Genomic DNA, 24,009 nt, shown 5'->3' with positions numbered 1-24,009 from the left:
AAAACTATAACACTTTTCATTATAAAGGAATATAATGTTACTTTTGTAATTAGTTTTCAGACAGATGATAAATAGTCTGTGTATTTGTAAATTAATTGTTTAGAGTATGAATAACAACATTCCACCGATAACGAAAAATCTTCTTATTATTAATGTATTGTGCTTTTTCGGTGCAATAGTAGCAGAAAGATATGGTATAGATGCTGACAAGGTTTTAAGTCTGCACTTCTTTATGGCATCAGATTTTAATATGGGGCAGCTGGTGACATATATGTTCATGCATGGTGGTTTCACCCATATTTTTTTCAATATGTTTGCTCTTTGGATGTTCGGACGTGTGCTGGAGCAGGTTTGGGGGCCAAAGAGATTTCTAATCTATTATATGGTTTGCGGAATAGGTGCAGGACTTATTCAGGAACTTGTACAATTTATTGAATATGAGACTATTCTTTCTAATTATGATAATGTTCAGACTGCCTTTGGCATAATTCCTATGGAAGAATATCTTAATATGATGCGCACGGTGGGTGCTTCCGGAGCCATATATGGTATTTTGCTTGCATTCGGAATGTTGTTCCCAAACAGCCAGATGTTTGTTTTCCCACTGCCTTTCCCTATAAAAGCGAAGTTTTTTGTGATATTCTATGCTGCTATAGAGTTGTTTATGGGAATGTCTGCAAATGATAATGTGGCACACTTCGCGCATCTTGGAGGTATGTTGTTCGGTTTGATTCTTATTTTATACTGGAGGAAGAAAAATGGCAATGGACAGATTTACTACTGATTTGAAATATAATTTCTTCGGACGTGATATCGTTGGACGACTGATACTGATTAACTGTGTCGTCTTCGTATTTGTGGAACTGGTAAGGATTTTCCTTATGCTTTTCAATGTTCCTTATAATCCTATTGCGTCGTATCTTAGCTTGCCGGCTTCGTTTGTGGCTTTAATGTATCAGCCTTGGTCACTGTTCACGTATATGTTCATGCATGCAGGTATATTGCATTTGCTGTTCAATATGCTGTGGCTTTATTGGTTCGGGCGTCTGTTCCTGAATTTTTATTCGTCAAAGCATCTTCGCGGACTTTATGTTCTTGGCGGACTGTGCGGCGGGTTGCTTTATATGATTTCATATAATGTCTTTCCCTATTTTGAAGGAAGCGTTGAAATAGCAACTCTTGTCGGTGCCTCGGCTTCTGTTCTTGCCATAGTGGTGGCTACTGCAGTGAGAGAACCGGAATTTCCTGTGCAGTTCATGTTTATCGGGACTGTAAGACTGAAATATGTGGCATTGTTTATGGTGCTTTTCGATTTGTTGTTTATGACATCAAGCAATGCAGGCGGACATATAGCACATCTTGGTGGTGCTGCAGCAGGTTTCTGGTTTGCAATGGGACTGGCGAAGGGTACTGATCCTACAAAGTGGATAAACGTCGTTTTGGATTTCTTCTCAAGAGGCTTCAAGATGCCGAAGCGAAAACCTAAGATGAAGGTACATTATGGCAACCGTCAGAAACAGTATGATTATAACGCACGCAAGAAAGCTGATGAAGACGAGATAAACCGTATTCTGGAAAAGTTGAGAAAGTCTGGTTACGGAAGCCTTTCGGAAGATGAAAAGAAGAAACTTTTTGATGCAAGCAGAAGATGAAATTCATTAGGAATACATTTAAGTTTGTTTTCTTGGTTGCTAATCTTGTAGTAGGTATTGGCTTTCTGATATGTGCCTATAGTCCTATGCTTTCGCCTGTACAGCATCCGGTGTTGGCTTGTGCAGGGCTTTTCATCCCCATTTTTATTGTTCTCAACATTTGTTTTATTGTGTTCTGGGCTTTCGTGAAATGGCGAGTAATGATAGTTCCGGTATCTTTTTTCCTTTTGGGATGGAATTCACTGATGTCATACAGCCCGATTAATTCTTCGGCAGAAAGTACAGGTGGAGAGACTTTGGAAGTGCTGACATATAACGTTATGCAGATGCTGGATATTAAAGCCGAGGACAGAAAGTCGGATAAATCAATTGTGGATTATATAAAGGAGAGTGGGGCAGATATAGTTTGCCTGCAGGAGTATCCTTACAATAATTCCGAACTAAAGAATTCGTTGACGAAGGTATATCCTTATATGAGGGCATGCAGATTTAACAGCAGTAATGCCGTGGCGTGTTTCTCAAAATATCCTGTCAGATTTATAGAGGAGCTGAAGATTAAGAGTAACTTTAACGGAAGCGCTGTGTTTTCGGTAAAGTATAAGGATAATAATATACCGGTGATTGTCAATCATCTTGAGTCGAACAAGCTTGGTGCGCACGACAAGGAGGTTTACACTGATATGCTCAAATCGCCTGATGAGAAAAAGGTGAAGAGTGGAAGTAAATATCTGCTGAAGAAACTGGCTGATGCCATGGCTATACGCGGACCACAGGCTGATGTCATTTCAGGATATATAGAAAAGGAGTATTCTCCGTATATGATTGTTTGTGGTGATTTCAACGATACTCCAGTATCGTACGTGCACGATAAAATATCCGAAAAACTTCAGGATGCTTATATAGAAGCCGGTAACGGACCGGGAATAACATACAACAGCAGTTTTCTGTATTTCAGAATAGACCATATAATGGTGGGTGATGCGTATAAGGTTCTGGAATGTCGGGTGGATGATTCGATAGATGCGTCGGATCATTATCCGCTGAGATGTCGTTTGGAATTGAAGAAATAACTTAAAACTAAATAAACATGAAACAAGTAATGATGGCTTTGGCTTTGGGCGGCATGGTGTGTGCATGTGGCCAGAAACAGGCGGATAATGTAAATCCGTTTATGACAGAGTTCCAGACTCCGTACGGAACTCCGGACTTCAATAACATTAAGTTGGAACATTATGAACCGGCTTTCCTGAAAGGAATTGAACAGCAGAATGAGGAAATAAAGGCTATTGTGGAAAATCCTGCTAAACCTACATTCGAAAATACTATAGTGGCACTGGATAACAGTGGCGAAATCCTGTCGAGAGTGGCTGGAGTGTTTTATGCTCTCACTGAGGCTGATACAAACGAAGGGCTAATGGCTCTTGAAGAGAAAATGGCTCCTGTATTGTCAACTCATAATGACAATATCTATCTGAACATGGATCTTTATCAGCGTGTGGCTGCTGTTCATGATCAGGAAGCCAACGGTGAAATTCAGCTTACTACCGAGCAGCACTATCTGCTTGACAAATACTATAAGAGATTTGTATCGTCGGGTGCATCTCTTGATGCGGAAAGCCAGGAGAAACTGCGTGAGATAAACAGCAAGTTGTCAACTCTGTCAATAGAGTTCGGCAATCACGTATTGGCAGAAAACAATGCTTTTAAGTTGGTTATAGATAATGAAGCTGACCTTGCAGGTCTTCCAGAATCTGTAATAGCAGGTGCGGCTACAGAGGCTAAGGCTAACGGAATGGAAGGAAAGTGGCTTTTCACTCTTCAGGCTTCAAGCAGAACTCCGTTCCTGCAGTATGCACAGAACCGTGAACTGAGAAAGAAAATGTATCTGGCATATACAAACATGGGTAACAACGGTGATTCCAACGACAATAAGGAGGTATTGAAGCAAATACTTACACTCCGTCTGGAAAAGGCTAAACTGATGGGATTCGACAACTATGCACAGTATGTACTCCAGGACAATATGGCAAAGACTCCTGAAAACGTGATGAGCTTCCTGAATGAACTTTGGAAATATTCTATCAAGAATGCCAAGGTTGAGGCTGCCGAACTGCAAAAGATTATGGATAAGGAAGGAAAAGGAGAGAAGCTTGAAGCATGGGACTGGTGGTATTATGCAGAAAAGCTTCGTCAGGAGAAATATAATCTGAATGAGGACGAAATCAAGCCATATTTCAGTCTTGAAGACGTAAGAAGCGGATTGTTCTATGTAGTGAACAAACTGTACGGAATAACTCTTACAAAGGTTGATTCTATCTCTGTATATAACAAGGATGTAGAAACTTTCATCGTGAACGATGCCGACGGTTCATACCTGGGAGTATTCTATTCAGACTTCATGCCACGTGCAAGCAAGAGAAGCGGTGCATGGATGAGCAATTTCCGCGAACAGAAAGAAGGTGTACGTCCTATAATCTATAATGTGGGAAGCTTTACAAAACCTGTAGGTGATGTTCCTTCGCTGTTGTCTATAGATGAGGCACGTACAATGTTCCATGAATTCGGACACGCTCTTCACGGAATGCTTTCACAGTGTAAGTACTATGGAGTCTCAGGAACATCTGTAGCACGCGATTTCGTGGAACTTCCATCTCAGATTATGGAGCACTGGACTGTTGCACCTGAGGTAATGAAGGTTTATGCAAAGCACTATCAGACAAGGGAGGCTATCTCTGACGAGCTTATCGCCAAGATTGAAAATCAGGCATTGTTCAACAGCGGATTTATGACTACCGAACTTCTTGCAGCAGCTATACTTGATATGGAACTTCATCTTCTTACTTCAACAGAAGGACTTGACGTGATGGCATACGAAAAGCAGGTAATGGACAAGCTTGGACTGATACCTCAGATTGCTCCACGTTATCGTGCAACTTACTTCAACCATATCATCGGCGGTTATGCTGCTGGATATTATGCTTATCTGTGGGCAGAAAGACTTGATGCTGATGCTTTCAGTGCATTCGAGGAAAAAGGTCTGTTCGACCAGGCTACTGCTACTGCATTCCGCAAGAATATCCTTGAAAAGGGCGGATCGGACGATCCTATGAAACTTTATGTTACATTCCGCGGACAGGAACCAAGCATTGAACCTATGCTGAAAAACAGAGGGTTAAAGTAATATTGTTTCAATAATAAATGATGAAAAAGGTCGCAAAATAACAATTTTGTGACCTTTTTTGTTCATATTTATCAAAATATCACCGTTCTTTCAGCTATAAACAGAAAAAAAAGCTATATTTGCAACCTTGAAAAAACGTATCTAATCAAAAAGTAAAATAAAATAAATTAAACTAACATGCAAAACAAAGGATTTGTAAAAGTCTTTGCGGTATTATTGACCCTTGCATGTGCCTTTTATCTTTCGTTCTCGTTCGTGACTCGTCATCACATGAAACTTGCGGAACAGGACCCGAAGGGTGTGGCACATTACCTTGATTCTATGCAGAATGAAAAGGTATGGATGGGAGTTTATTCGCTGAAAGACTGCCGTGAGATGGAGATTGGTTTGGGTCTTGACCTGAAGGGTGGTATGAACGTCATTCTTGAAGTGTCTGTTCCTGACGTAGTAAAAACACTTGCTGATAACAAGCCGGACGAAGCTTTCAATGCTGCTGTGGCAGAAGCTGCAAAACAGCAGATTACAAGCCAGGAGGACTTTATCACATTGTTCGTAAGAGAGTACAAGAAACAAGCTCCTGAAGGCAAGCTTGCTGAAATCTTCGCAACTCAGCAATTGAAAGATAAAGTAAACACTCGCAGTACTGACGCTGAAGTAGAAGCTGTTCTTCGCGAAGAGGTTAAGGCTGCAGTAGAAAATTCATATAACGTGTTGCGTACACGTATCGACCGTTTCGGTGTAGTTCAGCCAAACATCCAGACTCTTGAAGGAAAGATGGGACGTATCATGGTCGAACTTCCTGGTATCAAGGAACCTGAACGTGTGAGAAAACTTCTTCAGGGTTCTGCTAATCTTGAGTTCTGGGAAACATACGAAGCTAAGGACATCGTTCCTGTATTGGCTTCTGCCGATAGCCGTGCACGCGATATCCTTTCTGTTTCAGAATCTGCAGACTCAGTAGAGGTTAAGGAAGAAGCAACAGCTGCTGTATCTGCAAAAGACAGTCTTACAGCTGCATTGAAAGGTGAGACTGCTGATGCAAAAGTTGATATGGAACAGTTGAAGAAGGAACATCCTTTGTTGTCTGTTCTTCAGTTGAACCAGAGCGGTGTAGGTTGTATCGTAGGTTATGCAGACTATAACGACACAATACAGATTAATAAGGTCTTGAATATGAAGGAAGTGAAGAATATCCTTCCTCGCGACCTGAAACTTATGTGGGGTGTAAAAGCTTCGGATATGGACAAGACAGGCCGTATCTTCGAACTTTATGCCATCAAATCTACTCAGCGTAACGGACGTGCTCCACTTGAAGGTGACGTTATCGTAAATGCACGCGATGAGTTCGACCAGTTCAACAAGCCATGTGTAAGCATGTCTATGAACACTGAAGGTTCTCGCCGTTGGGCGGTTCTTACTAAGCAGAACGTAGGTCGTGAAATCGCTATCGTACTTGACGGATATGTTTACAGTGCTCCACGCGTAAACGGTGAAATTACTGGCGGTAACTCACAGATTACAGGTAACTTCACTCCTGAAGTAACAAAAGACTTGGCTAACGTATTGAAGTCAGGTAAGATGCCTGCTCCTGCACGTATCGTACAGGAAGATATCGTAGGTCCGTCTCTTGGACAGGAATCTATCAACCAGGGTATCATGTCATTCATCGTTGCCTTGATTGTTCTTATGGTTTACATGTGTGCAATGTACGGTTTCATTCCAGGTATGATTGCCAACCTTGCATTGTTCGTAAACTTCTTCTTCACACTTGGTATCCTTACTTCATTCCACGCTGCGCTTACTATGTCTGGTATCGCCGGTATGGTATTGTCACTCGGTATGGCTGTGGATGCTAACGTGCTTATCTATGAACGTACTAAAGAAGAGCTTCGCGCTGGTAAGGGTACTCGTCAGGCATTGTCTGAAGGTTACTCAAATGCGTTCTCGGCTATCTTCGACTCTAACTTGACTTCAATCATCACTGGTATCATCCTGTTCAACTTCGGTACAGGTCCTATCCGTGGTTTTGCCACTACATTGATTATCGGTATCCTCTGCTCATTCTTCACTGCTGTGTTCCTGACTCGTATTGTTTACGAACACTATATGAATAAGGATAAGTGGTTGAACCTTACATTCACAACAGGTATCTCTAAGAACCTGATGCAGAATGTACACTATAACTTTATGGGTATCACCAAGAGATCATTTACTATCTGGGGTATTGTAATAGCTGTTTGTGTAGTTTCATTCTTTGTTCGCGGTCTTGCACAGAGTATTGACTTCACTGGTGGACGTAACTTCGTAGTTCAGTTTGAACAGGTGGTTCAGCCTGAAACAGTACGCAGCTTGCTCCAGTCTAAGGTTGGTGATGCAAACGTACAGGCTATCGCTCTTGGTACAGACGGTAAGACTATCCGTGTAACTACCAACTACCGTATTGAAGAAGATTCTCCAACTATCGATGCTGAAATCGAAGCATTCCTTTACGAATCTTTGAAAGAAGGCAATTTGCTTGGCGAAGGTACAACTCTTGAAATATTCATCGACCGCGATAATCGTACAGGTGGTTCTATCATCAGTTCTCAGAAGGTAGGTCCTAGTGTGGCTGACGATATCAAGACTTCAGCTATCTGGTCAGTAGTATTGGCTCTTATAGCAATCGGTCTTTACATCCTTATCCGATTCAACAATATCGCATTCAGTATCGGTGCTACTGTGGCATTGACAATAGATACATTGCTCATTATCGGTGCTTACTCATTGTTCCATGGAATCCTGCCATTCTCACTTGAAATTGACCAGACATTCATCGGAGCAATCCTGACAGCTATCGGTTACTCTATCAACGATAAGGTGGTTATCTTCGACCGTGTGCGTGAGTTCTTCGGATTGTATCCACAGCGCAACCGTATGCAGTTGTTCAATGATTCTCTGAATACAACACTTACCCGTACAATCAATACTTCACTCAGTACACTTATCGTATTGTTGAGTATCCTGATTCTTGGTGGTGACAGCATCCGCAGCTTCGCGTTTGCAATGATCCTCGGTGTTGTAATCGGTACACTTTCTTCATTGTTTGTGGCTTCTCCTGTTGCTTATCTTACTATGGGTAACAAGATGCCTGAAGGTGAAAAGAAAGACTAATCATAGATTGATATAAAAGTAAAAATCCCGACCGCTTAATAACGGCCGGGATTTTTTATTTCTGGTATAATTTATCTACTAACAACTAAAAACTAACACAACTACTTCCCAAACTTCTCTTTCAACTTGGCAAGCATATCGCGTGTCATCGCATCAAGGTTATATTCAGGTTTCCATCCCCATTCCTCGCGTGCACAAGTATCATCTAGAGAATTAGGCCATGAATCAGCAATGGCTTGTCTTAACGGGTCAACTTTGTAAACCATCTTGAAATCAGGCTCGTATTCTTTTATTTTGTTGTATATGATTTCAGGATCGAAACTCATAGATGCTATATTGAATGAATTGCGGTGTATAAATTTGCTTGGGTCTGCTTCCATAATTTCTATTGCAGCACGCAAGGCATCCGGCATATACATCATATCCATAAATGTTCCTTTGGCTATAGGGCATTCGAATGTCTCACCTTTGGCGGCAGAATAATAGATGTCAACAGCATAGTCTGTTGTACCGCCTCCCGGAGGAGTGACATATGAAATAAGTCCCGGAAATCTTACAGAGCGGGTGTCAACACCGAATCTTATGTAATAATAATCACTTAGGAGTTCGCCGGAAACTTTTGTTACACCGTACATTGTTCTCGGATTTCGTATAGTGTCTTGCGGAGTATTGTCTTTAGGAGTGTTGTTGCCGAATACACCGATTGAACTTGGAGTAAATACAGCACAATTCATTGTTCGTGCCACTTCCAGAACATTGAAAAGTCCGCCCATTCCTATTTTCCATGCAAGCTGTGGCTTGGCTTCTGCTACTGCAGACAGTAAGGCTGCCAGATTGTAAATGGTATCAATCTTATATTTTGATACAGTTTCTGCTATTTGTTGTTCGTTCGTTATGTCAACAATTGCACACGGGCCTGATTCTCTGAGTGTTTCGTTTGGCTCTGCACCTGGAATGTAGCCTGCAACGATATTACCGTTATACATCCCTCTAAGTTTCATGGTAAGTTCTGAGCCGATTTGACCCGTAGAACCGATAATGAGAATATTTTTCATAAATATATATTTGGTTAATCATTTATTCCCTACAAAGATAGGGATTTGTCTAAGTATTTAATGAAAAAATATTCGAAATAAATACGATAATTGAAAAAAAAATCGCAACTTTGGACTCATACTCTAATGGTGGTTTTATCGGAGTATGCCGAATAAAGTTATTATTAACCTTATAAATAGATATTATGTACGGAAAATTTAAAGATTTCTTGGCAGAAGAACTTTCGAATATCGAGGCTGCCGGTCTATACAAAAAAGAAAGAATTATCACAACACCCCAACGTGCTGACATAAAGGTAAATGCAGGAGAGGATGTACTTAATTTCTGCGCAAACAATTATTTGGGATTGTCCGACAACAAACGTTTGATTGAGGCTGCCAAGTCTGCTATGGATACACATGGATACGGAATGTCTTCCGTACGTTTCATTTGTGGAACTCAGGATTTGCATAAGCAGTTGGAAGCTGCCATCTCAGATTATTTCAAGACTGAAGACACTATTCTATATGCGGCATGTTTTGATGCCAATGGCGGATTGTTCGAACCTCTTCTGACTGAAGAAGATGCCATTATATCAGATGCCTTGAATCATGCGTCAATTATTGACGGAGTACGTTTGTGTAAGGCAAAACGATATAGATATGCCAATGCGGATATGGCAGACCTGGAACGCTGTCTGCAGGAAGCACAGGTACAAAGATTCCGTATTATAGCTACTGATGGTGTGTTCTCAATGGACGGAAATGTGGCACCTATGGATAAGATCTGTGATTTGGCAGAGAAATACGATGCATTGGTAATGGTGGATGAGTCTCATTCGGCTGGTGTTGTAGGCCCTACAGGACATGGTGTGGCTGAACAGTTCGGCGTTTACGGTCGTGTAGATATATTTACAGGCACACTTGGCAAGGCATTCGGAGGTGCGATGGGTGGCTTCACTACTGGTCGCAAAGAAATTATTGATATGCTTCGTCAGCGCTCACGTCCTTATCTGTTCTCTAATTCAGTGGCTCCTGCTATTATCGGAGCAAGCCTTGAAATGTTCAAGATGCTGAAGGAAAGCGATGCCTTGCATGATAAATTGATGGAAAATGTAAATTACTTCCGTGATAATATGCTTGCTGCGGGATTTGATATCAAGCCTACACAGAGTGCCATTTGCGCTGTTATGCTTTACGATGCCAAATTGTCTCAGGATTTTGCTGCACGCATGCAGGAAGAAGGTATATATGTCACAGGATTCTACTATCCGGTAGTTCCTAAAGGACAGGCACGCATACGTGTACAATTGTCGGCAGGTCATGAGCGTGCTCATCTTGACAAGGCTATCTCTGCATTTATAAAAGTAGGAAAAGAATTGGGAGTCATCAAATAGGTGACATAAAAAAGAAGCACAACATAATGCATTTCTCAATGTATTAGATGTGCTTCTTTTTTTATGCATATAATGCATTCATTTATTGGACTTTCTTTGTACCCTCGAGGGGAATCGAACCCCTATCTAAAGTTTAGGAAACTTCTATTCTATCCGTTGAACTACAAGGGCAGTTTGAACTCATGCATTTTTTAATGCTTTGCAAAAATACATCTTTTTACTGATTTTGCAATAATTTATATCAAAAAAAACTCCTTTATATCCTTTTTGTAAAAAATAGCCCTGTTTTATTGTTTTTTTGAAAGAAGTTTTTCATTTTTGCAGACATTAATATTTTTGAAAATTTAAAATAACAACATTATGGCAGAAGAAATAACAGTCAAGGAGATTGATGAAGTGGTAGTACGCTTCTCAGGTGACTCTGGCGATGGTATGCAATTGGCCGGAAATATGTTTTCCAATATATCAGCAACAGAGGGAAATGACATCAGTACATTCCCAGATTATCCTGCAGATATACGTGCCCCGCAAGGTTCGCTTACCGGTGTGTCAGGATTTCAGGTACATATCGGCTCAGGAAAGGTCTATACTCCGGGCGACAAGTGTGATGTGCTTGTTGCGATGAATCCTGCAGCTTTGAAAACACAATATAAATTCTGTAAGCCACAGTCTGTAATAATTATTGATACAGACTCGTTTACCAAACGTGATCTTGAGAAGGCACAGTTCCAGTTGGAAAATCCTTTCTCTGAACTTGGTATAAAGAATGAAGTGGTAGAGGCATCTATTACCACAATGTGTAAAGAGTGTCTGAAAGACAGTGGCCTGGACAATAAATCTATTCTGCGTACTAAGAATATGTTCGCTCTCGGACTTGTTTGTTGGCTGTTCCAGCGCGATGTGAAAGTTGGCGAAAAGATCTTGCGTGAGAAATTTGCCAAGAAGCCGGAAATAGCTGAAGCAAACGTACAGGTGTTGTATGCCGGTTATCAGTTCGGTGCGAATACCCATGCTTCTGTTTCCATGAGCTACAGAGTTCCTTCGAAGAATCAGAAAGCTCACGGACGCTATATGGATATCAACGGTAACAAGGCTACTTCATATGGTCTTATTGCTGCTGCCGAGAAGGCCGGACTACAGCTCTATTTGGGTTCATATCCTATCACTCCTGCCACTGATATTCTTCACGAACTGGCAAAACACAAATCATTGGGTGTTAAGACTGTGCAGTGTGAAGATGAAATTGCCGGATGTGCTTCTGCCGTAGGTGCTGCATTTGCCGGAGCTTTGGCTGTTACAACTACTTCAGGACCTGGTATCTGTCTTAAAAGTGAAGCTATGAATCTGGCTGTGATAACAGAGTTGCCTCTGGTTATTGTCGATGTACAGCGTGGTGGCCCTTCTACAGGTTTGCCGACAAAATCTGAACAGACAGACCTGCTTCAGGCACTTTACGGACGTAATGGTGAGAGTCCTATGCCTGTTATCGCAGCATCTTCACCGACCGACTGTTTTGATGCCGCATTTACAGCATGTAAGATTGCTTTGGAACATATGACTCCGGTAGTGCTTCTTACTGACGCTTATATAGCAAATGGTTCTGCCGCATGGAAACTTCCAGATTTGAATGAATATCCGTCAATCAATCCTCCGTACGTTACTCCGGAAATGGCTTCATACTGGACTCCGTTCCTACGTAACTATGAAACAGGAGTTCGCTATTGGGCAAAACCGGGTACTGAAGGATTTATGCACCGTATCGGTGGTCTTGAGAAGAGCAGTGAGACAGGAGCTATCTCAACCGAACCTGAGAACCATCATCTCATGACTCAGCTCCGTGCAGAGAAAGTGGCAAAAATTGCCGACACGCTTCCGTTGCTTGAAGTGGAAGGAGCAGAAGATGCTGATTTGTTGATTGTTGGCTTCGGAGGTACATACGGACATCTTCATTCTGCCATGGATACACTTAATGCCAATGGAAAGAAAGCTGCTCTTGCACATTTCCGTTTCATCAACCCTCTTCCTAAGAATACAGAAGAAGTTCTTCGCAAGTACAAGAAGATTGTCGTTGCGGAACAGAACATGGGACAGTTTGCAGGCTATCTGCGCATGAAGATAGAAGGATTGCATTTACATCAGTTTAATCAGGTTAAAGGTCAGCCGTTCGTAGTACAGGAACTGGTTGATGCTTTCACAAAAATAATGGAGGAATAATCTATGAGCGAATCAAAATATACAGCAGCCGATTATAAAGCAGGACAGCCTCGCTGGTGTCCGGGATGTGGAGACCATGCTTTTCTGAATTCATTCCACAAGGCATTGGCAGAAATAGGTACAGCACCTAAGGATATAGCCGTTATATCTGGTATTGGCTGTTCTTCACGTCTGCCTTATTATATGAACACATATGGTATGCATACTATTCACGGACGTGCAGCAGCAATTGCTACAGGAGTGAAAGTAGCTAATCCACAACTCACTGTATGGCAGATCTCCGGCGATGGCGACGGTCTTGCCATCGGTGGTAATCATTTCATACACGCTATCCGCCGTAATGTTGACATCAACATCATTCTTCTGAACAACCGTATCTACGGATTGACTAAAGGACAGTATTCGCCTACTTCTGATAGAGGTTTTGTCAGCAAGTCATCTCCATACGGAACTGTGGAAGACCCGTTCCGTCCTGCAGAACTCTGTTTCGGTGCGCGCGGACGCTTCTTCGCACGTTGTGCGGCTGTTGACGGAAATCCGTCTGTGGAGGTTCTTAAAGCCGCAGAAAAGCACAAAGGAACATCTGTAGTGGAAGTGCTTCAGAATTGCGTAATCTTCAACGATGGAACTCATAACTCAATCGCCAAGAAAGAAGACCGCGAACGCAATGCCATCTATCTGGAACACGGAAAACCAATGTTGTTCGGTCCTAACAAGGAATTCGGACTGATGCAGGAAGGTTTCGGACTTAAAGTCGTAAAACTGGGTGAGAACGGGATAACAGAGAAAGATATTCTGGTGCATGATGCACACTGTATGGACAATACATTACAGTTGAAACTGGCTCTGATGGAAGGTCCTGACTTCCCGATTGCTCTTGGAGTTATTCGCGACGTTGAGGCTCCTACATACGAACAGGCTGTAGAAGACCAGATAAAAGAAGTTTCAGAAAGGAAGAAATACCACAATTTTGCGGAGCTTCTTGATACTAACGATACTTGGGAAATTTAATTTTTAATCAGCAGGAAAACGTTTGGACGTTAAAAAAACTCATTGTCATCCGCTAGGATTGACAATGAGTTTTTTTTTATAGGTTTAGGATATATCTTCTAAACTTATTGGAAACATTATTTCAGTTCAAGTGTGACGATAGATTTTGCCGGCAGTTTCACTTTCAGTGTGTTCTTGCTGATCTTAGCGTCTTTGAATTCCTTAGGACATACCACGTCAGGATTTTCAAATGAGTTGTAATCGTCAATCTTGTCAGATGTAAGGATTCTTCCTGAAACACTCTTTACGTTCATTCCGTCAAGTTTGATTGTGATTTCCTGTTCTTCATTCAAATCTACGTTTGACAGAGAAATGTGTGTCAGTCCGTCCTTGCGTGACGCTGTCGCGCTTACCATCGGTACTTCTCTGTTGTCTCTTACCACCTTGTAATTACATTCAAGATTCAATGGTAGATAAGTGGCATCCTGATGTACGTTATACATTTCGAACACGTGGTATGTAGGAGTCAATACCATCTTGTCGTCTTTTGTAAGAATCATAGACTGAAGAACGTTTGCTATCTGTGCGATGTTTGTCATCTTTACGCGGTCTGTATATTTATGGAACACGTCGAGAGTGAGTGAAGCCACAAAGGCATCGCGCAGTGTATTCTGTTGGTAAAGGTGTCCGGGAACAGTTCCAGGTTCTTCATCCCACCATGTACCCCATTCGTCTACCATCAGGGCAATCTGCTTTTTAGGGTCATATTGGTCCATAATGGCTATGTGGCGTTTCAGTACATCTTCTATTTCAAGACACTTGCCCATTGTCCAGTAATAATCTTCATTTGAGAACTTTGTTGCCGAACCTTTGCTTCCAGTCCAACCTGCCACAGTATAGTAGTGGAGAGATACTCCGTCCATTCTGTGACCTACGTTCTTCATAAGTACCTCAGTCCAGTTGTAGTCGTAATCGCTTGCACCACTTGCAATCTTGAACAGTCTGTTTCCGTTATAGTTTCTGCAGTATGTGGAATAACGGCGGTATAGGTCGGCATAGTATTCTGGGCGCATGCTTCCACCGCATCCCCAGCTTTCGTTTCCTACTCCGAAATATTTCACTTTCCAAGGCTTTTCGCGTCCGTTTTCCTTGCGTAGCTTAGCCATAGGGCTTCCCTGTTCGGCAGTCATGTATTCCACCCATTTTGCCATTTCTTCTACCGAGCCGCTACCAACATTACCGCTGATGTAAGGTTCGCAACCAAGCATTTCGCAGAGGTTGAGGAATTCATGAGTTCCGAAGCTGTTGTCCTCTACCGTGCCACCCCAGTTATTGTTTACCATGCGCGGGCGGTTTTCCTTAGGACCGATACCATCCATCCAGTGATATTCGTCGGCAAAACATCCTCCCGGCCATCTCAATACAGGCACCTTCAGTTTCTTCAATGCCTCGAACACGTCTGTTCTGTAACCTTTCACGTTTGGAATTTTTGAATCTTCACCAACCCAAAGTCCGCCGTATATGCATGTACCAAGATGTTCGGCAAACTGTCCGTATATCTCTTTCGGTATAATCTGGTTCCCTTTTTCAGTATATATCTCTATCGTAGCTTTCTGCTGTGCAAATGCTGAGACACTTGCCATTATGGCAATTGATAAAAAGATGTTTTTCATAAATTATTTTTTAGATATTTCGAATTTGTAGATAGCAAATGTCATTTCTCCTATTTCGGTATTGAGAATATTGTTTTCTATATTGATATCTTTCTCAACCGGAACAATCTTGTTTGGTTCGTCAAGAGTGTTTTCTGCGTCAGAGTTGTCAGAGTGTAGTGTGATACACTTGCCGTTAACGAGTGATGCAGACTTCTTAAGTCCCTTGAATTCGATGTTCAGTTTCTGACTCTTGTCCGATGTGTTTACTACCTTTAGTATGTATGTGTTGTTGTTCTTGTCCAATACGGCACTTGCAAAGAGACCGTTCTGTCCTTCCTGACCGCTTACTGCCTTTTTATCCATAGTGAGAGGGATTACGTTTGTTCCCTTGTTGTGTCCGTACAGGTTCTGAACATACCAGCTGCATGTACGTACAGAGCGGAGATTGTCGAACCATATCAGGTCCGGACGCCACTGCCATCCTTCTACGTGTGCAAGCAGCGGAGCATATGTAGCCATGTGTACGATGTCGGCATTGCGCTCTACGCCTGTCAGGAAAGCAGCTTCAAGTAGTGACGCATGGAAATGATTCCATTTCTTGCCCTTGCCGTGGCATGCATATTCGCCTGCAAATACTTTCGGACCTTTACGGTCGTAGTTGTCATATCTGCTTCCTGAGTTTAGGAACCAGTCTTCAGGACGGTAGAAATGTTCGTCCACCAAATCAACTTTCAGTTTCTTCATTTCCGGCCAGAGGTACTCAAAGTCCTTACCTTCAGAGTTAGGACCTGACGAACCTATAATTTTTATATCCGGATATGCCTTACGGATTGCTTCAACGAATGGTTTCAGGTGTTCAGGGTATTCAGGACCCCACTGTTCGTTACCAATTCCGATGAACTTGAGGTTGAACGGTTCCGGATGTCCCATCTCGGCACGAAGACCTCCCCATTTGGTGTCTGTAGCTCCGTTTGCAAACTCGATAAGGTCGAGAGCATCCTGTATGTATGGCTGAAGGTCGCAAACTTTCACGTGTGCTTCTTCGTTTTCATTCTGGAACTGGCATGCAAGACCGCAGCTAAGTACAGGCAATGGTTCTGCACCCATATCTTCTGCCAACAGGAATAGTTCATAGAATCCCATTCCGTATGTCTGGAAATAGTCAGGGAAGAAGCGGTGAGGGAAAGTGTAGTGCCAGCGGTTTTCGTTCAGAGGACGGTTCTCGACAGGGCCTACAGAGTTTTTCCAGTTATAGCGCGAAGCAAGGTCTGTTCCTTCCACGATACATCCTCCCGGGAAACGGAACACTCCAGGCTTGGTATCAGCAAGAGCCTGTACAAGGTCTTTGCGCAATCCGTTTTCACGGCCTTTCCATGTGTCGGTAGGGAATAATGATACATGCTCCAGGTCAACAGTTCCTGCAGATGCAAGGAAGATACGTAAGTGAGCCTTGGCGAATGTCTGTTCCGGAGTAAGTTTTATCTCATATTTCTTCCAGTCCTTTGAGTTGATATCCAATGTCTGTGAGGTTATAACCTGTGTTTCTCCCATAGAGGCATTGTCAATGAGTTCCACAGTGATTTTCTGGTTTTCACCTCTCGCCCATACGCTGAAACGGTAGCTTTCACCAGCCTTGATACCTATTTCGAAGAAACCTTCGTTCTCGATTCCTGTACGCTTGTGCGCATGTCCCGGGTCACCCAATCTTACATAGTGTGGATTTTTGTCGAACGGACCGTCATCCAGCAAAGTTACATTACCGAAGATATTCCATCCCATAAAGTTCTGTGGAAACTCGAACGAACGGTTCTTTATAAGTTCTGCATATAGTCCTCCGTCGGCACCATAGTTGATGTCTTCGAAGAAATGTCCGTACATTGTAGGCTGTATTTCAGCACCGATTTTGTTGGTCTGGACAACCATGTTGTTTACCTCTTGTGCGTTGATGCCCATGCATGTTGTAAGGGCTAAGGCACTTAATAATGTGAAGTGTTTTTTCATGGAAAAATTATTAATTATTGTTTTATGATACAAAAATAGTTCTTTTTATTTATAACGCATTTATTCATTGGTGACACCTTCACTGGTCATTTGTATTCTTTTTATTGTACCGTCGGCATTATAATATAAACGGTCTATGCATATAGAGCGCCTGAAACTGCCTCCATTGGTATTTATTCCGCCGTTATGGTAGATGAAAAACGATTTACCGTTGAAGTCTATTATTGACTGGTGGTTTGTATTGGAATTTCCCGCCAGTTCATTCAGTATTCCTTTATACTCCCATGGTCCGTTTATGCTTTTGCTCATGGCATAGCAAATTTTCTCCGGAAATTCTGATGCGAACGACAGATAATACCAGTCGCCATGTTTGTGTATCCATGGAGCTTCAGTGAATCGTGGAAGATTTATCGGAATGATAGGACCGTCAAGTTCTGTCATGTTTTCTTTCAGTTTTGCATAATAGCACTGAGTGTTGCCCCAGAACAGATATGCCTGTCCGTCGTCATCTATTATTACGGTCGGGTCAATGTCGTCCCATGCTATAGAAGTATATTCTGTAGTCATATCATTAGTGATTAATGCACTGCCTCTTGCATCCTTGAAAGGCCCTGTAGGAGAATCAGCCACTGCCACACCGATTGATTTTCCTGGTATTGTAGCATGCTCTACTGTTACATACCAGTAGAATTTACCGTTTCTTTCTATTACCTGACTAGCCCAGGCCTCACCCTTTGCCCATTTGAAATCCTTTGCTTTAAGAGTGTAAGAATGTTCGGTGAATGTTTTCATGTCCTTGGTAGAGAAAATGCACCATTCGTTCATCAGATAATACTGATGTGGTTCGGGACATTCGTCGTGTCCGGCATAGATATATACTGTACCGTTGTGTACCAAAGCAGCCGGGTCGCCAAGATATTTATGGGTAATGATAGGATTACCTTTAGCAACGAATGTAGTGTCTTTGTTTCCTGCAAAAGACGAGACAATAGTCGCAGTTACAAGGATAATAAAAAGAATTAGGTTTTTCATATTGATATTAAGTTTGTAGTATTAAATTCATAACAAAAATACTATATAATATAAGTCTTGAGGTGGACAAAAAATTAAGTTTGGTGGATAAATAGAGAATATAACGAAAACGCATGTTTTAGATTATTATATATATGAAAATATGTTTTAAATTTGTATATTAACTAAAAAGAATGGATATGAATAATAATTTTTCTCATGTATTCAGATTTAATATTTTCATAATTATAATTTTATCGTTTGTTGAATACTTACAGGCTGAGGTTAGCCAGATAAACAGATATTCATTGTCCAGTATAACTATGCGTGATGGTCTTCCTCATATTTTTGTCGATGATATTATAAAGGATAGCAGAGGTTATCTTTGGATTTCTACATCTGGAGGTGGAGTTTCTAGATATGACGGAAAAGAGTTTGTAACTTTTAGTACAAATACACATAATTGTAAGTTGAAGTCTAATTTTGTAAGTCATTTGTGTGAAGATAAATTTGGTAGGATGTGGATTGCCGGTGAAAATGGTATTGACATAGTCTCGATAAAATATTTAAATCTTATCTCTGTTCTTCAGAATGGTGAAGGTAAGGAATTGTTTGAATCGTCTGTTGATGGTATGATAATAAGTAAATCCGGTAACATTTGGATCTGCAGTGACGGATTCTTATATAAAATATCCTTCGACAATAATGGTAATATATCTTCAATAGCCCAGATTTCAGAGATAAATGTTAACGAAAGGGGTTCTGCCATGTGTGAGATTGACGGATATATATGGTTCCATTGGGATGATAGAATATGCAGGGTGTCAGAAACAGCAAACTCACTGCAAGCGCCGCAATCTGTTTCATTGTCTCTTGCTTCTTTGAACGGTCAACATGTCTTTGGTATATTCAATAACCATAATGAGGTATGGATTGCAACAGATTTTGGTGTCTTGAAATATAATTTATTGACAGATTCTGTCTATAGATATGTCTACAATCAGAATAATCCGTCTTCACTATCCCAAAATTATGTTACTGATATAGTTGCTACAGAAGATGGCAATGTCATTATTGGAACATTAATGGGCATAAATGTCTATAATCAGTCTTCTGATGATTTCGAGCACATAATGTATAATGATGATATAAATTCCGATTTTCAGTTGAAATCTAATTTTATAAATGACATATATTATGACGCTGAGAATAATATGATCTGGATTGGAACAGAATCCGGTGGACTTACCAAGATGTATTCTTCCCGCATATCTATTAATAATTATATTCACTTGCAAAACCAGAATACCAGTCTGTCTAGAAACCTTGTAAATTCCATTAAGGAAGATAGTGATGGAAATCTTTGGGTGGGAGTTGTCGAAGGTGGATTGAATTGCAGACTTTCGGGAACCAATACTTTTCTTCATTATGATACGGGGGCATCTTCTTTTTTGGGACATAATACAGTAAGTGCTTTGGAACTGGATGGCGGCGACAGACTTTATGTAGGAACCTGGGGGGGAGGAGTTGGATGGATTAACAGGAAAAAAGGTGCAAGTAAGCTTTTTAATAAGATAGAAACTCCCGATGTGTTTATATCAACACTCGTCTATGATAATATAAATGGCTTGTTGTGGATTTGCACGTCGAATAATGTTTATGTGTATGATCCTAAGAATAACAGTGTCAGAGAGCCTTTTCACGGTAAAGAAAACCCAATTGTCAGTAATACTTTGGGAGGATGTATTACAGATGATGGCGATTTGTGGATTTCGTCAGCATTTGGTCTGTTGAGGATAAATCTCATCTCATATTCTAAGGGAGAATTGAATTATAAGAAATACCTGACTGGAGTTGATGCATCAGGGAGAATGTCTTGTGAACGTGTTGCGTTTATTACAAAAACTAAAGATGGAGAATTATGGATTGGGAGTAATGGTTCGGGAGTATACAGGGCAGTAAGAAATGGTAATGGTGAATACGTGTTCACGTCTTATACTATGGCCGACGGACTCATTAATAATAATGTCAGGGGGGTCCTAGAAGACTGGTATGGTGATATTTGGATTACCACTATAAATGGTTTGTCCAGATATGATCGAAAGGAAAACATGTTTGTCAACTATACTTCCAATGACGGGCTGGTGTCTGACCAGTTTTATTGGAATGCTGCTGCGGTATCTGGCAATGGTGAAAAGATATATATTGGCAGTACAGGAGGATTGTCTGAAATTCATCCTATGATAGAAAAGGAGAAAGTATATGATTATCCCGTAGTTATAAATAGAATAAGTGTTTTTGACAATATTGTTTATCCTGAAAAGAATATGTTAAAGATTCACGAAAGAGACCGTTCTCTGTCTTTTGAATTTGCCGCATTAGACTATAATCCTTCTACACTTGCTGCATATTCATATAGATTATTGGGATTTGATGATAGATGGATAAACACTAGTACTGACAAACGAACAATAAAATATACAAATCTTAGGTCTGGTAAATATAAGTTCCAATTGAAATATACATCTGATGGAAAAAACTGGATATCATCTGTTGATGATTTAATTATAGATGTAGAGCCTTATTTTTATAAGACATCATGGTTTATTATCTCCGTGGTTCTATGCATAGTGTTGTTGGGTTACAGAATTGTTGTCTGGAGATTCAATGCCATGCGAAAGCAGCAGGTTATACTTCATGAGAAAGTGGAAGAAAGGACTAAGGAATTGCAGGAGCAGCAGAGAATCCTGTACAGACAAACAATGGAACTGTCAAACCAAAATGAACTGTTAAAAGAGCAGAATATCAAAATTACGGAACAAAAGAATAAGATTCTTGAAATGTCACGTAAGGTTGAGGAACTAACTTTGGATAAACTCACTTTTTTTACAAATATCACTCATGAATTCAGAACTCCGCTAACTCTTATTGTGGGTCCTATTGAGAGGGCTTTGAAGCTGAGTTACAATCCTCAGGTAATAGAACAGCTGAATTTGGTAGAAAAGAACAGTAAATATTTGCTTTCGCTTATCAATCAGCTTTTAGACTTTAGGAAAATTGAAGATGGAAGAATGAAGATAATTTGTCATCATGGTAACATTAATACATTTCTTGACGATCTTTTAAGACCATTTGCGGCATTTGCCAATGACCATGGAATAATTCTTAAGGTGTATCTTCATTTGAGTAACCCATATTTAATGTTTGATGAAGACATTATGCGTAAGGTTATAACCAATTTTATCAGTAATGCCATTAAATTTACTGATAAAGGTGGATATGTATGTGTTTTTGCTGCCATTATAAAAGACAGTGCGGGGCAAGAACAGTTATATATAAGTGTTCGTGACACTGGTAGAGGTATTCCGGAAAATGATATTGATAAGATCTTTAACCGTTTTTATCAGGCAGACAATCAAAATTATACTTCTGTCAGTGGTCAGAGTGGAACTGGTATAGGTTTATACTTATGTAAAAAGCTTATTTCTTTTTTGGGTGGTAGAGTTGTGGCTAGAAATAACATAACAGGAGGAGCCTCGTTCAGGGTTTTGCTACCAGTAAGCAGAGACGATACTAATGCTGTTGGTGATGAAACTTTTGATGAAGATGAACATGAAGAAGAAACAGTACAGTCAATAGAGAAAAATGGTAAGCTTAATATTCTGGTAGTCGAGGATAATAAAGATATGCGGGATTATATAGGATCTATTCTGGCAGAATATTATAATGTGATGGAAGCTTCGAATGGAGAAGAGGCTTTGCATATTTTGAAAACTCTTAATGTTGATTTTGTTGTAAGTGATTTGATGATGCCGGTAATGGATGGTATGGAACTCTCTCGTAGGATACGAAATGATTTTTCAATATCTCATTTGCCAATACTTATGCTTACAGCCAAAACATCTGATGAAGCCAGACTCGAAGGGTATAAGACTGGAGTTGATTCTTATCTCCTGAAACCTTTTGACGAGAATTTGTTGTTGGCCCGTATCTCAAGTATTCTTGAGAACAGAAAACGCTTTCAGCAGAAGTTCTATTTAACTATGGATGTAGATTCATTAGGAATAGATGAGGAATCAGGTGATAAAAAGTTTTTGGACAAGGCCATTAAAGTGGTTAAAGAGAATTATATGAATCCTAATTTTGATGTTGCAGATTTTGTAGATGCAATGGGGGTAAGTAAAAGCCTCTTGAATAAAAAAATGCAAAATCTGACAGGACAGTCTACTAATCAGTTTGTGCGAAACTACAGGCTGAATCTTGCGCGTGAATTATTAATAAAGAATAGGGCGACACACAATATGAATATATCCGAGATAGCATACGAAGTAGGGTTTAACGATCCAAAGTATTTTACTCGTTGTTTTACAAAACATTTCAATGTTACACCTAGCAGTATAATGGATGACAAGCAAGAAGATTTGCGTTAAAATGTAGTGTATAGCCATATGTCCTCTTTAAAACATCGTTTGTCCACTATTGGAATTATGCTTTAGTCTATATTTGCAGAGTTAAGAGATGTCAGAATGACAGACAGAATAAAAAATAAACCTGAAATAAAAAATGAAAACACAATTATTAAATCTGTTTGTATCTTTTTCTGCGTTTGTTATTCCTGCTTTTATGTATGGACAGGATTCCTCGGTTCCAGTAGAGGATGTAATGACGCATGATCCGGTAATGATAGTAGAAGATGGTAAATATTATCTTTTTTCTACCGGTAATGGAATATCTGTAATGTCGTCCAGGGAAATGCTTGATTGGCAATTTGAAAAGCCAGTCTTTGATAATCCTCCACAATGGGCAGTCGACATGATTGATGGTTATAAAGGTCATACATGGGCTCCCGATATAATTTATCACAACGGCTTATATCATCTATTTTATTCTTGTTCCGCGTTTGGGAAAAATACATCAGCGATAGGACATGCAACCAACAAGACGTTGAATCCGGATAGTCCTGATTTCAAATGGGTTGACCACGGTCCTGTTATACAGTCTGTTCCTAATCGTGATGCATGGAATGCAATCGACCCCAATCTGATAATTGATGATAGTGGTACTCCATGGATGGCTTTCGGCTCGTTCTGGGATGGAATAAAGATGGTGCGTTTGTCCGATGACATGAACACTGTCTACGAACCTCAGGAATGGCATTCGCTTTCTCGCCGGAAAAATCCTATGGAAGCCAGTGGAGAAGAGGCTGGTGATAATGCTGTTGAGGCGCCATTTATTATAAAACATAATGACTTCTATTACCTTTTTGTGTCGTTCGATTATTGCTGTCGCGGATTGGACAGTAATTATAAGGTAGTTGTAGGACGTTCTAAAGAAGTCTATGGACCTTATCTTGATTGTGATGGTAGATTAATGGAACAGGGAGGAGGTACATTAGTAGTAAAAGGCGATGATAAATATGCTGGTATAGGTCATTGTGCAGTATATAAATTTAAAGACAAATATTATTTTGTTTCGCATGCTTATTCAATAAAAGAAAATGGTACGCCCAAGTTGTTTTTACGTGAAATGAAGTGGACTTCTGATGGCTGGCCTGAAATATAATTTATTCCACCTATAATGTTCGTTTGTCCACCTTGATGATTATATGTATATATATCTTTGAGGTGGTTTGATATACTTTTGATTTCTATACATGAGACACTGAAAATATATTCTGCTTTTGGATTATTATAATCTAATTTATATATAATAAAATTTAATACT

At 40.5% G+C, this 24,009-nt stretch carries 14 protein-coding genes and 1 tRNA gene; 10 read left to right on the top strand and 5 right to left on the bottom strand.

Translation table 11 applies throughout. The features are described 5' to 3' along the window. Positions 1-106 precede the first annotated feature (106 nt). From OCV82_RS05690 to secDF, 5 genes are all read left to right on the top strand, one after another. The gene (locus OCV82_RS05690) at positions 107-784 is read left to right on the top strand and encodes a rhomboid family intramembrane serine protease (protein ID WP_154043554.1); all 678 of its coding nucleotides are present in this window, start codon (positions 107-109) and stop codon (positions 782-784) included. After that, positions 765-1,652, top strand: a complete 888-nt coding sequence (locus OCV82_RS05685) for a rhomboid family intramembrane serine protease (RefSeq protein ID WP_154043553.1) — start codon at positions 765-767, stop codon at positions 1,650-1,652. The genes OCV82_RS05690 and OCV82_RS05685 overlap by 20 nt, the downstream gene beginning before the upstream one ends. A 32-nt stretch (positions 1,653-1,684) precedes the next feature. Then, positions 1,685-2,722: an endonuclease/exonuclease/phosphatase family protein gene (locus OCV82_RS05680; protein ID WP_262543078.1), complete on the top strand. Its 1,038-nt coding sequence runs from the start codon at positions 1,685-1,687 to the stop codon at positions 2,720-2,722. A gap of 17 nt (positions 2,723-2,739) precedes the next feature. Beyond that, positions 2,740-4,833 (top strand): M3 family metallopeptidase, encoded by a 2,094-nt coding sequence (locus OCV82_RS05675; protein ID WP_154043551.1) that lies wholly within the window; start codon positions 2,740-2,742, stop codon positions 4,831-4,833. Positions 4,834-5,010: 177 nt separating this feature from the next. Beyond that, entirely contained in the window at positions 5,011-7,983 is a 2,973-nt protein-coding gene (gene secDF, locus OCV82_RS05670; protein WP_154043550.1) for a protein translocase subunit SecDF, read from the top strand. A gap of 101 nt (positions 7,984-8,084) precedes the next feature. Here secDF and OCV82_RS05665 read toward each other — a convergent pair whose 3' ends face one another. Then, positions 8,085-9,038: an NAD-dependent epimerase/dehydratase family protein gene (locus OCV82_RS05665; protein ID WP_154043549.1), complete on the bottom strand. Its 954-nt coding sequence runs from the start codon at positions 9,036-9,038 to the stop codon at positions 8,085-8,087. A 185-nt stretch (positions 9,039-9,223) separates the two neighbouring features. Between OCV82_RS05665 and kbl the strand changes: the two genes are divergently transcribed. Continuing rightward, positions 9,224-10,414: a glycine C-acetyltransferase gene (gene kbl / locus OCV82_RS05660; RefSeq protein ID WP_154043548.1), complete on the top strand. Its 1,191-nt coding sequence runs from the start codon at positions 9,224-9,226 to the stop codon at positions 10,412-10,414. A 99-nt stretch (positions 10,415-10,513) separates the two neighbouring features. Here the strand turns inward: kbl and OCV82_RS05655 are convergent. Next, positions 10,514-10,585, bottom strand: a tRNA-Arg gene (locus OCV82_RS05655). Positions 10,586-10,774: 189 nt separating this feature from the next. Here OCV82_RS05655 and OCV82_RS05650 point away from each other — a divergent pair. Then, the gene (locus tag OCV82_RS05650) at positions 10,775-12,628 is read left to right on the top strand and encodes a 2-oxoacid:acceptor oxidoreductase subunit alpha (protein ID WP_154043547.1); all 1,854 of its coding nucleotides are present in this window, start codon (positions 10,775-10,777) and stop codon (positions 12,626-12,628) included. A gap of 3 nt (positions 12,629-12,631) precedes the next feature. Further along, complete coding sequence (locus tag OCV82_RS05645) at positions 12,632-13,639, top strand: 2-oxoacid:ferredoxin oxidoreductase subunit beta (RefSeq protein ID WP_154043546.1); 1,008 nt, start codon at positions 12,632-12,634, stop codon at positions 13,637-13,639. Positions 13,640-13,755: 116 nt separating this feature from the next. On the opposite strand, the gene OCV82_RS05640 is transcribed toward OCV82_RS05645, so the two are convergent. From OCV82_RS05640 to OCV82_RS05630, 3 genes are read right to left on the bottom strand one after another with little or no spacing between them, the layout of a single operon-like run. Then, entirely contained in the window at positions 13,756-15,291 is a 1,536-nt protein-coding gene (locus OCV82_RS05640) for an alpha-N-arabinofuranosidase (protein ID WP_154043545.1), read from the bottom strand. 3 nt (positions 15,292-15,294) lie between these two features. Then, complete coding sequence (locus OCV82_RS05635; RefSeq protein ID WP_154043544.1) at positions 15,295-17,274, bottom strand: alpha-L-arabinofuranosidase C-terminal domain-containing protein; 1,980 nt, start codon at positions 17,272-17,274, stop codon at positions 15,295-15,297. A 60-nt stretch (positions 17,275-17,334) separates the two neighbouring features. Next, positions 17,335-18,306 (bottom strand): glycoside hydrolase family 43 protein, encoded by a 972-nt coding sequence (locus OCV82_RS05630; protein WP_154043543.1) that lies wholly within the window; start codon positions 18,304-18,306, stop codon positions 17,335-17,337. Between the two features lie 179 nt (positions 18,307-18,485). Between OCV82_RS05630 and OCV82_RS05625 the strand changes: the two genes are divergently transcribed. Together OCV82_RS05625 and OCV82_RS05620 are read left to right on the top strand one after the other, a co-directional pair. Continuing rightward, the gene (locus tag OCV82_RS05625) at positions 18,486-22,715 is read left to right on the top strand and encodes a hybrid sensor histidine kinase/response regulator transcription factor (protein WP_154043542.1); all 4,230 of its coding nucleotides are present in this window, start codon (positions 18,486-18,488) and stop codon (positions 22,713-22,715) included. A 133-nt stretch (positions 22,716-22,848) separates the two neighbouring features. Beyond that, entirely contained in the window at positions 22,849-23,847 is a 999-nt protein-coding gene (locus OCV82_RS05620) for an arabinan endo-1,5-alpha-L-arabinosidase (RefSeq protein ID WP_154043541.1), read from the top strand. The last annotated feature ends 162 nt before the right edge of the window (positions 23,848-24,009 follow it).

The sequence above is a fragment of the Bacteroides cellulolyticus genome, assembly GCF_025567135.1.
In the GTDB taxonomy this organism is placed as follows: Bacteria; Bacteroidota; Bacteroidia; order Bacteroidales; family Bacteroidaceae; genus Phocaeicola; species Phocaeicola cellulolyticus.
The sequence above is the reverse complement of the archived record's forward strand: the minus strand, read 5'-3'. Positions and strand labels throughout refer to the sequence as shown.